The 13,215-nt window shown below is 66.5% G+C and carries 10 protein-coding genes and 2 pseudogenes; 4 read left to right on the top strand and 8 right to left on the bottom strand.

The features are described 5' to 3' along the window. Positions 1 to 33 precede the first annotated feature (33 nt). The 3 genes from ACQEXA_RS61800 to ACQEXA_RS61790 form a co-directional block, all read right to left on the bottom strand. Positions 34 to 864: a methyltransferase domain-containing protein gene (locus ACQEXA_RS61800; RefSeq protein ID WP_433135397.1), complete on the bottom strand. Its 831-nt coding sequence runs from the start codon at positions 862 to 864 to the stop codon at positions 34 to 36. 587 nt (positions 865 to 1,451) lie between these two features. Continuing rightward, positions 1,452 to 1,922 (bottom strand): VOC family protein, encoded by a 471-nt coding sequence (locus ACQEXA_RS61795; RefSeq protein WP_433135394.1) that lies wholly within the window; start codon positions 1,920 to 1,922, stop codon positions 1,452 to 1,454. A 140-nt stretch (positions 1,923 to 2,062) separates the two neighbouring features. Further along, positions 2,063 to 2,773 (bottom strand): SDR family NAD(P)-dependent oxidoreductase, encoded by a 711-nt coding sequence (locus tag ACQEXA_RS61790; RefSeq protein WP_432942178.1) that lies wholly within the window; start codon positions 2,771 to 2,773, stop codon positions 2,063 to 2,065. Between the two features lie 245 nt (positions 2,774 to 3,018). On the opposite strand from ACQEXA_RS61790, the pseudogene ACQEXA_RS61785 reads away from it, so the two are divergent. Further along, positions 3,019 to 3,282 (top strand): annotated as a pseudogene (locus ACQEXA_RS61785) (integrase core domain-containing protein); the annotation flags it as partial. Between the two features lie 44 nt (positions 3,283 to 3,326). Here the strand turns inward: ACQEXA_RS61785 and tatA are convergent. The 5 genes and pseudogenes from tatA to ACQEXA_RS61760 all read right to left on the bottom strand — a co-directional run bounded on the left by tatA (position 3,327) and on the right by ACQEXA_RS61760 (position 10,382). Beyond that, positions 3,327 to 3,614, bottom strand: a complete 288-nt coding sequence (tatA, locus tag ACQEXA_RS61780) for a Sec-independent protein translocase subunit TatA (protein WP_432942436.1) — start codon at positions 3,612 to 3,614, stop codon at positions 3,327 to 3,329. A 689-nt stretch (positions 3,615 to 4,303) separates the two neighbouring features. Next, positions 4,304 to 6,235: a multicopper oxidase family protein gene (locus ACQEXA_RS61775; protein WP_433135392.1), complete on the bottom strand. Its 1,932-nt coding sequence runs from the start codon at positions 6,233 to 6,235 to the stop codon at positions 4,304 to 4,306. 1,536 nt (positions 6,236 to 7,771) lie between these two features. Then, entirely contained in the window at positions 7,772 to 9,256 is a 1,485-nt protein-coding gene (locus ACQEXA_RS61770) for an MFS transporter (protein ID WP_432942172.1), read from the bottom strand. A gap of 158 nt (positions 9,257 to 9,414) precedes the next feature. Further along, a pseudogene (locus tag ACQEXA_RS61765) lies at positions 9,415 to 9,928 on the bottom strand (IS701 family transposase); the annotation flags it as partial. Positions 9,929 to 9,995: 67 nt separating this feature from the next. Beyond that, entirely contained in the window at positions 9,996 to 10,382 is a 387-nt protein-coding gene (locus ACQEXA_RS61760) for a MarR family winged helix-turn-helix transcriptional regulator (RefSeq protein ID WP_432942170.1), read from the bottom strand. Between the two features lie 354 nt (positions 10,383 to 10,736). Between ACQEXA_RS61760 and ACQEXA_RS61755 the strand changes: the two genes are divergently transcribed. From ACQEXA_RS61755 to ACQEXA_RS61745, 3 genes are all read left to right on the top strand, one after another. After that, positions 10,737 to 10,985, top strand: a complete 249-nt coding sequence (locus ACQEXA_RS61755) for a hypothetical protein (RefSeq protein WP_432942168.1) — start codon at positions 10,737 to 10,739, stop codon at positions 10,983 to 10,985. A 63-nt stretch (positions 10,986 to 11,048) separates the two neighbouring features. Then, on the top strand, positions 11,049 to 12,035 hold the full coding sequence (locus ACQEXA_RS61750) for a zinc-dependent alcohol dehydrogenase family protein (protein WP_433135390.1): 987 nt from the start codon (positions 11,049 to 11,051) through the stop codon (positions 12,033 to 12,035). A gap of 89 nt (positions 12,036 to 12,124) precedes the next feature. Further along, positions 12,125 to 13,198 (top strand): aldo/keto reductase, encoded by a 1,074-nt coding sequence (locus ACQEXA_RS61745; RefSeq protein WP_433135388.1) that lies wholly within the window; start codon positions 12,125 to 12,127, stop codon positions 13,196 to 13,198. Positions 13,199 to 13,215 lie beyond the last annotated feature (17 nt).

Genomic DNA, 13,215 nt, shown 5'->3' with positions numbered 1-13,215 from the left:
CAGAAGGATCTCAAGCGTCCCGCAGGTGCGTCTTCATACCGTTTCCACGCGCCCGAGGGAGATCCACATGGTGAAGGCGAACAGGAAGTCGCCGCGCTCGGCGGATTGGCGGACGGAGTCGAGGAAGGGTTCCACCAGTTCCGGCTGTACGCAGGTTCGCAGTGGTGTTTCATCGAAGAGCGGTACGACGACGGCTGCATCATCGGGCGTCGTGAACCGGAGCGTCACCGGGAGGGCGGTGGTGACCGGGAGGTCCGCCTTGACCATGCGTGCCCGGGCGGTGCGGCCGGCCGAAGGGTGCGGAAAGGGGAATCGTTCCAGGACTTCGGCCAGGTGGTCGAAGCCGTCCCCGACGGAGGATGTCCAGTCGGTGTCGATCACGCACACACGGCCGCCGGGCCGGGTGACGCGGATCATTTCCTTGATCGCGCGATCGGGATCTGGCAGGTGCTGCAGTACCCGCTCGCACCGGACTCCGTCGAAGTGGCCGTCGGGGAAGTCGAGGGCGGTGATGTCGCCGACCATGTAGGTGACTGAGCTGCCGTCGTGCCTCGACTGGGCGACGGAGATGGCCTCGGCGGAGCGGTCGACGGCAGTTACGGAGCCTGTCGTGCCTACCCGTGCAGCGAGTTGTCGGGATACTTCCCCGGCGCCGCACCCGACGTCAAGGAGCCGTTCGCCCGCTGTGGGTGCGAACAGCTCGAAGGCCGCAGACCGCATTCGCTGTATCTCGGGATGCGCGGCGACAGTGTCGAGGTAGCCGATGATGCGACGTTGCTGTTCCTGCGGCGCATCGTCCAGACGTTCAAACGGGTTGGCGGGCGTTGGAGGTGCTGTCTCGGTGGTTTGGGGTCTGCCGGTCATCGTGGTCATCGTTACTTCCGTACTTCCGTAATAGTGCAGATGTTTGCTTCAGCAATTACTTAGCGGCAGATCGAGGAGCTGGTCGAACGTGCGGCGGTGGATGTGGACGGCTTCTCCACCGCGACCAGCGGCCCGAACCCGCGGATACGCAGGCTCGCCAGTTGGATGAGCGAAGCGTAGTGAACCTGTGGCAGAGTGCTACGCGCACGCCCGGCGCCCAGGCGACGTCGGGCACTCTCCTCGGTCGGGTCGTGCGGTCCGGTCGACCAGCGTCCGCAGGGACGTGCCACGCGGGCTGGCGGCTCCTGTCGTTCAGTACCAGGGCACGAAGGCGATTGGCTCCCAAGGCTGAGCAACGCTCAGGCTCGCTAAGCCAATCAGAGACGCTCTGTTGATGGTGACCCTCGACGCGAAGGGCGTCGGGTGCAGCCTGCCCGATGCCGCACCCGCGCCGGGGCCCCGCGGGGCCCCGGTGATCAATACCCGGCATGCCGGGTGCGGGCAGGGGCGGACGTCCTCATGTCGTTCGCGCGGTGTGGAGGGGCCGCTCGGCCGAGGCCGTGGGGTCACGGGGAACCTCGCAGGAGTCAGCGGCCGGGGAGTCGCTCGGTGATCTCCTGGAGTACCCAGCCGTTGCCGTCCGGGTCGCTGAAGGTGGCGAAGGAGCCGTAGGAGGCGCGCTCGGGCCGGGGGCCGGCGAGCCGCTGCTGCTCCTGGAGTCGGTGGGTGACCTCTCCCGCCTCGTGGCCGTGGTAGAAGAAGTCGGCGTCGTGGAAGATCTCACTTACCTCGATGCCGCGATCGACGAGCTCCGTGCGTGCCTGCTCGATGTCGGAGACGACCAGGTACAGGCCCTGGGCTGAGCCAGGTGCGGCGGAGGTGACCGCCTTGCCGAAGATGATGGAGCATTCGGAGCCGGGCGGCGTGAGCTGCACGCCGCGCCAGTCCTCGTTGGCGGTCTTGTCGAGGTCCAGACGGAATCCCGCCTTCTCGTAGAAGGCCTTGGCCCGGTCGACGTCGGAGACGGGTAGCACGACGACTTCGAGTTTTAGATCCATGGGTATGTTCTCACTTTCAAAATGTAGACCGGTCGTCTAGTGAAATTGCTGCCGATCCGCCGAGCGCTGGGAGTTTTGTGACCATCCGAACAGGGCGTGGCTCCGGCGGATCGGGGGTGGTCGACAGGCGCGCCTTCGGCTCAGTGGCCGGCGATCTGGCCGCCGTCGACGTGCAGGATCTCGCCGGTGACGAACGGGGCGTTCTCGAGGTATATCGCCGCATCGACGACATCGCTCACCTCGCCCGTGCGGCCAACCGGATGCAGGCCGGCGAGCACGTCCCAGTACCCCTCGGTCATGGGGGTCTTGATGGTGCCCAGGGCGACGGCGTTGCTGCGGATGCCGCGGGTGGCGTACTCGATCGCGAGGGCCCTGGTGGCAGACTGCAAACCGCCCTTGGTCAGCGCTGCGAGTACGGAGTTCACATTGGAATTGGCCCGGTCGGCCAGGGTGCTGGTGATCTGTACGACGTGACCACCGCCCTGGGTCAGCATCTGCTGGATCGCGAGCTGGGTGATCCGGAAGAAGCCGGTCAGGTTCACGCCGAGCACGGCGTCGTACTCTTCCCTGGAGAAGTCGGTGAACGCGTTGGAGATGAAGATCCCGGCATTGTTGACCAGCGTGTCGATGCGGCCGAACCGCTCGAGACCCGCGGCGATAATGCGCTCCGCGGTGGCACGGTCGGCGATGTCGCCCTGGACGGTGAGGATCTCGGGGTCCTGCGACGCTGCAATGGACCGTGAGGTGGCGACGACGGCGTAGCCAAGCTTGCGGTAGGCGACGACCAGCCCGGCTCCGATGCCCTGCGAGGCACCAGTGATGACTGCGACCTTCTGACTTTGGGTGCTCATGATGGCCCCTTCGAAGGGTGGATATGCTCGGAAGCAAGGCTAGGCGACCGGTCGTCTATTTGCAAAGAGTCGGCAGGTGCATGCGATCGACGACACCGGTTTCCCCAAGGACGGCTACGGCCCCTGGGTGGCCCGGACGCGCTGGAGCGCACTGACGACCGTGGGTCGAGGCTGCGGAGCCAAAGGATGGCGCCGCGTGGGGCCCGGCGCCAGGTGCTGATCGTCCGCGACCACGTCCTATCCGGATGGTCGTTTTCGTTCGTCGAGGAGATGGACGCCGCCTTCGCCGCCTGGGTGCCGCAGCGCGGGTCCAGCCCGAAGCGCCGCTTGACATCCATAGGGGCATCAATGCCGTCAGCGAGGCGTTCAACAGCGTGCTCAAGGTCGAGTACGTCCACCGCCACGCCTTCACCACCCGCACCGAGGCGCGGCTGAAGACCGCCAACTGGATCACCGGCTTCTACAACACCCGTCGGCTACACAGCGTGTGCGGATACCGGAGCCCGATCGACTACGAACAACGCGGCCCACCATCGAGGTGCCGGAACGCGACTCAGTGTGCCGTTCGGCTTTCGTTTGCAGGCCGAGCTGTGGCGCTCTCACCGGGCGCAGCCTGCATGAGGCGCGGCGCAGGCTCGCTGGAGGCGGTCGTGCCCTCGGCCGGCGCCGCGGTGGATTGTGCGGTGTCGTCGTCCTTCATCGCCTTGGTCTCGCTCTTGAGGATGCGCATCGACTTGCCCAGCGCGCGGGCGGTGTCGGGTAGCTTCTTCGAGCCGAACAGCAGGATGATGATGACCGCCACGATCAGCAGGTGCCAGGGTTCCAGTCCGTTGCGGAGCATCTGGCCCACCCCATTTCTTCGTCGGACAGTGGCACGGGCCGGGGCGGCGCACCATCTGCCATCATTGCTACATTGCGCAACTGTGCAATCATAGTTCAAGAACTGCTCCGTCGCCGCGTCCTCGCTGGGTGCGGTGTATACGGGCTTGAGAGCCTTGGCGACCGGCGATGTCCTCGCTCGCGGCGGCCAGTTGCTGAGTAGGAGACCGACCGAGACCGCCGGCGCCTTCGACCGTGAACCGGCGCCCCGGGCACTGCGCGCACCAGTGCAGAAGCCGACCGAGGTCCCGGAGTTGACGACGAACCGCCGCTGACCAATCTTGTGGCCTGCTGCATCGACAGAGACTGCGGCGTGCGAGGACTTGTGGGGATCGATCCCGATGATGTTCATGGGCATCCTGGCCTGGCGGCTGACGGGCAGAAATGTGCGGTGGGCACTTTGACTTGAGGTAGCGGTCACACGCATTCATGCCTCGGTCGAGCCACACCGCGCGGGTGCCGGACGGCGGCGGCATGCTCATCATGAGCCAGCCCGCAGGGCGGCAGGACACTGAACGAGTCCGTGCCGACCGGCACCCTGGACGCTACGGCTGCAGACCGAGCGCCTGCGGTCGATTCAAGAAGTCAGAACTCCCCGGACGTGTGCGGGATGCCACGTGGTGAAGCCGCTGATTTCGCCCGCTCCGCTGTTCATTCCATCTGCATGTCGTGGATCTCGTTGATGGCCGGCGGCATGACCACGAAGGGCCGCATCATGCCTTCGTCCTCGTGGTCGAGCAGGTGGCAGTGGTACATGACCCGACCGGTCTGCTGCGCGAGCTGTCCGGCAACCGTGACGATGGTGTTCGCGTTGACGGTGATCGTGTCTTTCCAGCCGGACTCCTCGGGGGCAACCGGCACCGCATCACCGATGGTGACGGGCGTCTTGGTGCCCTCGACGTCGTAGTCCATACCGCTGCTGTCGATCGCACGCCGGTTCACCACCTGGAAGTTCATCAGGTGTATGTGTATCGGGTGGGAGATCGGCACGTTGGGCGGTGCGATGTTGATGATGTTCCACTTCTCCCAGGTGTCGGAGGCCGCGAAGAAGCTGGTGGTGTCCTCGAACACCTTGGCCACACGACGGAGCGTCTTCGTTCCGTCCGGGAAGGCGATCTGGACGATCCCCTTGCCGAGTTCGGTGTCGTTGGAGACTTCCTTCATCTCCCAGATCTGCGGCATGGTGGCTGCCTTGTCCATGGTGAGCACGACGAACCGCTCGACGGCATCCTTGGGGACGTCGGCCAGAGTGAGCTTCTGGAACTGGCCGGACAGCTGTGCCGGAAGCGTGTAGGCATCGTTTTTGTCGGCCCCGACGCGGAACTGGATGACCTCGGGGAAGGGCACTAGGAAGTCGGGCAGGGCGGCTCCGGGGGTCTGGCCCGGAATGGTGTTGACGATCTTAAGCTTTCTGCCCCGGAAGGCAGCGAAGTCGATCACGATGTCGGCGCGTTCCGCGGGGGACAGCGACAGCGCCTCGTCGATGGTCTGGGGAGCGCCGAGCAGACCCAGGTCGGTGCCGATGACCTTCATCGCGCCCCGCACCACCTTGCCGGTCCCCTCGTCCACCACGACCAGCCGGTAGCTGCGGGTCGGTGAGATGTTCAGCAGACGGAACCGGTATGCACGGGCCTTAACATCCAGATACGGCCACACCACACCGTTGACCATGGTGAACGGGCTGAGGGTCGCTACGGAGCGCGGGAGCATCCCCGGCATCGGGTCGGTGAAGGGAACTCGCTTGGCAAGGATTTGGCCGTTGAGTCGCCCCTGAGCATCGGTGTCGAAGTTGACGTCCTGGATGGCCAGCGGGATCTCGTAGCTGCCGCTCGGCAGATGGAGCTGATCCTCCTGGTCGTCGCGGACGATGTAGTGACCCATCAGTCCGGCCTGGACATTCAATGAGGTGACCGACATGGCATGGTCATGGTAGAAGAGATGTGTCGCGGCCATGTCGTTGGCGTATTCCGCTAGTTGTGCATTTCCGGGGGTCACCCCGAAGTCCGCCGCGCCGTCGTTCAGGGCGTTCTGGTGGCCGCCGTGTACATGGACCGCTGTCCAGGCAGTCAGCTTGTCGATCTCAGGGCGCGCGATCGTTCCCGAGGACCCGGGACTGTTGTAGGGCAGCAGGCCGGGCCCGGGGCCATCGGGGTGCGCCCACACGGCCTTGACGGGCATGGTGCCCTTGAGGTCGTTGGTCCACGCGATGCGCGCAGACTGCTTGCTGCGCGTCTCGATCGTTGGACCGGGGAAGTAACCCGCGTAGGTCCACAGACGGGTCGCAGGCATCTGAGAGTGCAGACGGATATCGGACTCGACCAGGTCGACCTCCGCAATGCCACCGGTCCCGGGTCGCAGCGTCGGAGGGATGCGCAGCGGGTCCTTGAACGGCGTCAGCTTGGTGAACTGCGGCGAACTCACGCCATCGAGCGTCTCATTGACGCCCGCAACCAACGTGTTGCCGTCCGTCACACTGGCTTCCGCGCTCCCGCCGGTCAGGCTGTAGACGCCCGCACCGGCCACAGCGGCACCGACAGCAGTGCCGCCGGCCATGCCGAGGAAACTCCGTCGAGAGTGCTTCATTTTGGTCTTTCCCTACCAGAAGGTGATTGTTGCACGTAGCGGATTGAACTCCGGCGCGCGGGGCTGTAGACCGACGCTCCAGACAGAGCAACGATCCGTTGTTTTCCCTGCAGGAGTCGCTCCCGCGACCTGCGGAAGCAGGTATTGATACGGGGGACAGCAAGTCAGTCGTCTTCGCCAATTGCAGCGCGACGATCCGACTCGTCAGATCTGCTGAGATAGAGACTCTGGATGGAAAACGGCGTGGCGGAGGCTATCCGAAGTTCATCGGTTTTCAGCGACGGCCACGTCGTTGTCAGACGGAAACCCACCCACGGCCGCGTCTCGCACAGGGACGCCTAGGCGCCGCCAACGATTAGGAGCATAAGCTCTGATCGTCGGGATGGCAACGATGTCCTCATGTCGAACCCGCCGGCCCCCTGTTCGCGCGACCGCGCATCGCAGTCCTCGAACAGCCGGCACCGCAAGGGAGTTGATAGATACGGCCGCACCTCGCACTCGTCCACCCTGGGCGAGCATCCGCTCCACCCAACTCCCACAAGCTCCATGGCGGGAAGCGAGCCCAGGGCGTTGCCAGTCGGCCGGCCATGCCGGGTTCCAGTGCTCATCGATCTCGCGCAGGGCGGTTTCCCACTCGGTGCCCGTCCAGGGCGCCTGGCCTGCGCACATGCGATAGCCACCGCCCAACCGGCTTGTTGAGGGCGACTGCTGAGCGCGGGCACAGAGGGTCCAGTGTTGGTCGAAGTAGGCGCGGGCGGCTTCGAGGTTCTCCTGGAAGCGTTCGTCTGTGACGGACCAGACCATGCCGAGGGCTTCCAGTCTGCGGGCGCGCTGGCCGCTCATCTGCCCGGCTGTGTAGGCGCGTCGTTGTTCTGCGACAGGGCCCGACCGCATCCGGTCGGTCGAGACCCACTGTGGTGCAGCGCCTCGTACAGCGAGCTCGGCCGCCGGAGGAACTCCGGTTCCAGCGACAGCTCGACCGGCGACTGCACCGGACCGGCGGTACACAGCATCACATCAGCGAGTTCGAACAGCGCATCGCCTCGGCGGTGCAGACAGGAGCGCACCTGACCCCGGAACGGCGCCAGTTCGCGCAGGGCATCGACACCGGGCGTGGGAGAAGGAAGAGTATTCGACGTACGTCGAACGTGTCGGCCGGTTGCGACCCCCACAGGGCTGCGGCCTCCTCCCATGACAGCGTCTCAGATTGGCTTAGCGAGCCTGAGCGTTGCTCAGTCTTGGGAGCCAATCGCCTTCGTGCCCTGGTACTGAACGACAGGAGCCGCCAGCCCGCGTGGCACGTCCCTGCGGACGCTGGTCGACCGGGCCGCAAGACCCGACCGAGGAGGGTGCCCGACGTCGCCTGGGCGCCGGGCGTGCGCATAGCACTCTGCCACAGGTTCACTACGCTTCGCTAATCCAACTGGTGAGCCTGTCGGGGAAGCTTGACCACCCTGGTGGCGGGCGCGATGGCCAGCTCGCTCGCGGAGGGCGGCTGAAGACCGGGTGAGGACCTTCAGACCTGGCGGTCGGTCATCACCGGGTAACCCCCTCGGGCGCCTTCTCGGGCTCCGGCTCGTCCGCGCTTGTTGCGGCCGCCGTGGTGGCCGTGCGGCGTCCGAGCATTCCGGACAGGGCGATGAGCACGCCGATGGCCGCGAATACGGTGACGGTGAGCAGGGCGGGGGTGAAGCCTGCGAGCAGGGCGTCGGGGCCGCTCTTGCCTTCGTTTTTGGCGGTGAGGACCGCGGTGACGACGGCGAGGCCGATCGCGCCGCCGACCTGGGTGGAGGTGTTCAGCAGGCCGCCGGCCAGGCCCTGCTCGTGGTCCGGGATTCCGGAAGTGCCCTCGATCTGGAAGGGGACGTACACCAGAGTGACGCCGATCCCGATCAGGATCATGCTGGGCAGCACACCCACGGCGTAGGAGTGGTCCCGGGCGATGGTCAGGCAGAGCGCGTAGGCGACCACATGCAGGCTCAGGCCGGCGACGATGCTGCGCGAGGTGCCGATTCGCGGGATCAAGCGCGCGATGCGCGCAGAGGCCAAGGTGACGATTCCAGCGGCGGGCAGGAAGCCGAACCCGGTCTGCAGCGCCGACCAGTGCCTCACGTGCTGGAGGTACAGCGTCACCACGAACTGGAAGCCTACGTAACCACCGAAGAACACCGACATGCCCAGGTTGGCCCGCGCGAGAGAGCTCGAGCGCAGGATGCCCAGACGGACCAGCGGCTGCGCGCCGCGGCGTTCGACCACGATGAAGGCGGCCAGCAGCGCGGCGGTGATCCCGAACTGGATCAGCGTACTCACCGCGGACCAGCCCTTCTGCGGCGCTTCGACCACGGTGTAGACGAGCAGCAGCATTCCGGCCACCAAGGTGGCCGCGCCGGGCAGATCGTAGCGGCCGACGTTGCGGGGGCCGTCCTTGGGCAGCACGCGGATGGCCGCCACGATGGCGGCCAGCGCCACGGGGACCGGCACGAGGAACGTCCAACGCCAGCCGATCTCGGTCAGTACACCGGAGAGCACCAGACCGCCCGTGAAGCCGGCGGAACCGAAGGCCGCGTAGATCGCGATCGCCTTGTTGCGGGCGGGCCCCTCGGCGAACGTGGTCGTGACGATGGACAGCGCCGCAGGGGCGGTGAACGCCGCCGACATGCCCTTCACGAGCCGGGTGACGATCAGTAGGGTCCCGTTGTCGACCAGGCCGCCGACCAGTGAGGCCAGACCGAAGACTGCGACGGCCACCAGGAGTACGCGGCGGCGTCCGAGGAGGTCGGCGGCGCGTCCGCCCAGCAGCAGAAAGCCGCCGTAGCCAAGGATGTAACCGCTGACGATCCATTGCAGCGCGCTCGTCGACAGGCCGAGGTCGGCCTGGATCGAGGGCAGAGCGACGCCGACCATGGACACGTCCAGCGAGTCGAGGAAAAGGACGATGGAGGTGGTGATCAGGATGCCCCACAGTCGTGCATCCCACTTCGGGGAGGACGTGGACACGGGTGACGGTGCGGAAGAACTCATGGCCTCACATTTGCATGCATCCGCATTGGATGCAACCACATCTAAGGCTTGGGCATAAAATGCAGGCGCATGCTCTGCTGGGCGCATGAGCGGTAGTGCCGAGCGACGACTGGTCAAGGAGTGGCGCGAGCTCCTCGCTCGGCATGCCGGCGTGCACCAGGCGCTCGAGCGTGAACTGCAGGCGCATCGGCCTTCGCTGATGCGGGGTCCCATGTCTGGGGCAGGAACAGTCGCCAGTTGACCGCCGCGCAAGCGTGGTCGGAGGCGAGGTGGAGCGAGACGCCGACCTGGCAATTGGTGACCTTGCCGGCGGTGCCGGTGTACTGACGCGACACACACGCCGAGGCGGTACCGTCCTTCAGGAACCCGGTGTCGTCGAAGACCAGGGCCTCCGGCCCGATCGCCCCTTCCATCCGCCAGGCCAGTTTCGCCCGGATGTGGGCCGGATCCCATGGGCTGGTGGTGAGGAAATGGGCCAGTGCCTGCCGCTTCCCGTCTTCAGCGAGCCGCGCGGCCGTGGGCTCGACCGACTTACGCTGTCCGTTCGGTAAGGAGCCCGCGCAGGTAGGCCTGCCCTCAACGGCGCTGGTCATTACGCGTAAACGGCTCGAACACCTCCGCCGCGAACGCCTCCAACTCGCCACGCACCACAGCAATCTCGTCCGGAGTCACACCAAGCCGGAAGAGCGCGCACCACCACAGCCGACCCGACCAAGCCCTCCCGGCACCTGGACAGCGGTCAGTCTGTCTCTCGAAGTGTTCTGGCGAGCACGGAGCGGTGTGTGGGTTGGGCCTCCAGGTGACGCTCGCGGCCCGCGTCGGTGAGGACGACGAGGATGCCGCGGCGGTCGGCCTCGCATATGGCGCGTTCGAGGAAGCCGTCGCGTTCCATTCGGGCGATCAGTCGGCTTGCGGCGCTCTGGCTCAGGTGCACGACGTCGGTGAGGTCCTGGGCGCGGCACTGGGTGTTCTCTTGGCAGGCGAGGGCTTCGAGCGCTTCGAACTCGCTGACGCCGATGCCGTGCCGTGCCTGCAGCTCACGCTCGAGGGTCTGGTGCACGACGGCATGCCGAACCAGGAGATCGCGCCACTCCTTGACGAGTTGCTGCTCGTCATCAGCATTCATGCGGCCAATGTAGCACCCATCGACATTTAATGCACAGACATCAAATGCACTTGCATTTTATATACGAGCATGTAAACCTATCGGCATGAGTCCTTCCGCGCCATCGCCCTTGTCCACGACTTCGCTCGCATGGAACGCGCGACTGTGGGGGGATACTGCTCACCGTCTCGATCGTCGGGTTCCTCGACGCGCTGGACGTGAACATGGTGGGTGTCGCACTGCCCTCGATCCAGGCCGACCTCGGCCCGTCCACCAGCGCACTGCAGTGCATCGCCAGCGGTTAGGTGGCGGCGGCGGGAAGGAAGCCGAACGCGGTCTGCAGCGCCGACCGCCGCAGCACCTGCGAACACCTCCATGCAGATCGGCGGCGCGGTCGGCCTCGCCATCGTCACTGCGGTCCTCACCGCGGGAAGCAAAGGCAAGAGCGGGCCGGACGCCCTGCTCGCCGGTTTCACCCCCGCCGTGATCACCGTCACCGTCCTCGCGGCCATCGGCCTGCTCACCGCCCTGTCCGGAACGCTGGGACGCCGCAGGGCGACTGCGCAAACAGACCAGAGCGCCGCCCAACTGGAGCCCGACGAGGTGCCCGGGATCACCAGGTGACGGCCGACCGCCGAGCCTGAACTGCCACTTCCTTCCGCAGACTTGAAAGGCAAGACCACTCACATGAGCAAGATCGTCCGATTTCACGCCACCGGCGGCCCCGAGGTCCTGACCCTGGACGACATCGAGGTCCGCGAACCCGGACAGGGCGAGATCCGCGTCCGCACCCGGGCTCTCGGGGTGAACCGAGCCGATGAGGTGTTCCGCAACGACCACCTCGTGGAGCTTCCCTCCGGTATCGGATGGGAGGCCTCCGGTGAGGTCGACGCCATCGGCCCGGACGTCGAAGGTTTCACCGTCGGCGATGCCGTCAGCATGATCCCCAGCTTCACGCCCATCGACTACCCCATCCACGGCGAGCTGGCCATCGCACCCGCCACCGCGGTGGTCAAGCACCCCGACACACTGTCCTGGGAGCAGGCCGCGGCCCTGTGGGGGCAGTACCTGACCGCCTATGGCGCCCTGATCGAGATCGCGGACCTGAAGGCCGGTGACACGGTGCTCATCCCGGCCGCCTCCAGCAGCGTCGGGCTGGCCGCGATCCAGATCGCCCGCAGCGTGGGGGCCCGGCCCGTGGCACTGACCCGCACCAGCGCCAAGCGCCGGCGGCTCCTGGACGAAGGCGCCGAGGCAGTGATCGTCACGGGCGAGGAAGACGTGGTCACCCGCGTGAACGAACTCACCGACGGCCACGGCGCCCGCGTCATCTTCGACCCCGTGGGAGGACCTGCTCTGACGGGCTTGATCGGCGCCGCCGCGCCCGGCGGGACCGTGATCATCTACGGCGCGCTGAGCAGCGAGGCCACGACAGTGCCGGTGTGGGGGTTGATCTTCAAGACCCTCACCATCCGGGGATACAAGGTCCACGAACTCACTACCGACGTCAAACGCCGCAAGGCCGCCGTCGACTGGGTCCTTGACGGCCTTGCCCGCAAGACCCTGCGACCGGTCATCGACACCGTCTTCCCGCTGGAGGACATCGTCGGGGCCCATCGTCGTCTCGAGTCCGGGTCCCAGGTCGGCAAGATCGTCGTGACCGTCCCCCGCTGACCCGACACACCTTATAGGCGCCAAGAACCGCGTCTTTGCTTACACAACGCAAGTTACTCGTCTTACTTGTTTTAGGGAGAGGTCCACCCATGCGATACACCACCTTCGGGCGCAACAACGGCCTGCGCGTGTCCGAGTACGGCCTCGGCACCGCTAATTTCGGCACCGGCTGGCGCGCCGGTGGCGGCTGGGGCCCCGGTGCCGAGCCCGTCGAGGCCCGCAAGATCTTCGACCGGTTTGCCGAAGCCGGCGGCACGCTCATCGACACCGCCGAGAGCTACCAGGCCGGCGAATCCGAGCAGCTGCTCGGCGAGTTCCTGGGCGCCGACCGGGACCACTTCGTGCTGGCGGGCAAGTTCAGCATGAACGGCGTCGGACCGCTGACCGTCTCCAACACCGGCAACAGCCGCCGGTACATGGTCCAGGCTCTCGAGGCGAGCCTGCGCCGCTTGAACACCGATCACCTGGACATGTACTGGGTGCACGCCCCTGACGGCCTGACCCCGATGGAGGAGATCCTGCGCGGCCTGGACGACCTGGTCAGCGCCGGAAAGATCCGCTATTTCGGGCTGTCGAACTTCCCGGCCTGGCGGGTGTCGCGCGCCGCCGCCATCGCCGAGTTGCGTGGCTGGTCCCCGGTCGCCGGTATCCAGGTCGAATACAGCCTGGTCGACCGCACCGCCGAGCGGGAGCTGCTGCCGATGGCGCAGGCGCTTGGCCTGGGCGCGGCGCTGTGGAGCCCGCTCGGCGGCGGTCTGCTGACCGGCAAGTACCGCCAGGGCGCCACCGGCCGGATCAGCGACCTCAAGGCCGTCGGGTTCTTTGAGGAGACCGCGCAGAAGACCGCGATCGTCGACGCCGTCCTCGACATCGCGGCCGAGCTCGGCGTGCCGGCCTCCCATGTCGCCATCGCCTGGATGCGGCAGCAGGGCGCGCGAGCGGCCACGGCGTACGTGCCGATCATCGGCCCGCGCAGCGTCGCGCAGCTCGACGACTACCTGGGCGCGCTGGACGTGACGCTGACCCCGGCGCAGTTCGCCCGGCTCGACGAGGTGAGCGCGATCAGGCTCGGCACCCCGCACGAGCTGAACGCGTGGATCGCGAGCCCCATCCGCGGCGGTGACGCAAGCGTGATCGACGAGCCCACGACCCCGGTAGCGTGATCTCAGGCGGCGGACCA

This window comes from Streptomyces sp. CA-106110 (assembly GCF_050936285.1).
Taxonomy (GTDB): domain Bacteria; phylum Actinomycetota; class Actinomycetes; order Streptomycetales; family Streptomycetaceae; genus Streptomyces.
Note: the sequence above shows the minus strand (reverse complement) of the source record. Positions and strands in the feature narration are given on the sequence as shown.

Bases quoted from the DNA above. Each gene is read 5' to 3' on its own strand.
- tatA (WP_432942436.1), bottom strand. From the start codon at position 3,614: ATGCTCCGCAACGGACTGGAACCCTGGCACCTGCTGATCGTGGCGGTC.
- ACQEXA_RS61770 (WP_432942172.1), bottom strand. From the start codon at position 9,256: ATGAGTTCTTCCGCACCGTCACCCGTGTCCACGTCCTCCCCGAAGTGG.
- ACQEXA_RS61755 (WP_432942168.1), top strand. From the start codon at position 10,737: ATGCAGATCGGCGGCGCGGTCGGCCTCGCCATCGTCACTGCGGTCCTC.
- ACQEXA_RS61795 (WP_433135394.1), bottom strand. From the start codon at position 1,922: ATGGATCTAAAACTCGAAGTCGTCGTGCTACCCGTCTCCGACGTCGAC.
- ACQEXA_RS61775 (WP_433135392.1), bottom strand. From the start codon at position 6,235: ATGAAGCACTCTCGACGGAGTTTCCTCGGCATGGCCGGCGGCACTGCT.
- ACQEXA_RS61745 (WP_433135388.1), top strand. From the start codon at position 12,125: ATGCGATACACCACCTTCGGGCGCAACAACGGCCTGCGCGTGTCCGAG.
- ACQEXA_RS61790 (WP_432942178.1), bottom strand. From the start codon at position 2,773: ATGAGCACCCAAAGTCAGAAGGTCGCAGTCATCACTGGTGCCTCGCAG.
- ACQEXA_RS61750 (WP_433135390.1), top strand. From the start codon at position 11,049: ATGAGCAAGATCGTCCGATTTCACGCCACCGGCGGCCCCGAGGTCCTG.
- ACQEXA_RS61800 (WP_433135397.1), bottom strand. From the start codon at position 864: ATGACCGGCAGACCCCAAACCACCGAGACAGCACCTCCAACGCCCGCC.
- ACQEXA_RS61760 (WP_432942170.1), bottom strand. From the start codon at position 10,382: ATGAATGCTGATGACGAGCAGCAACTCGTCAAGGAGTGGCGCGATCTC.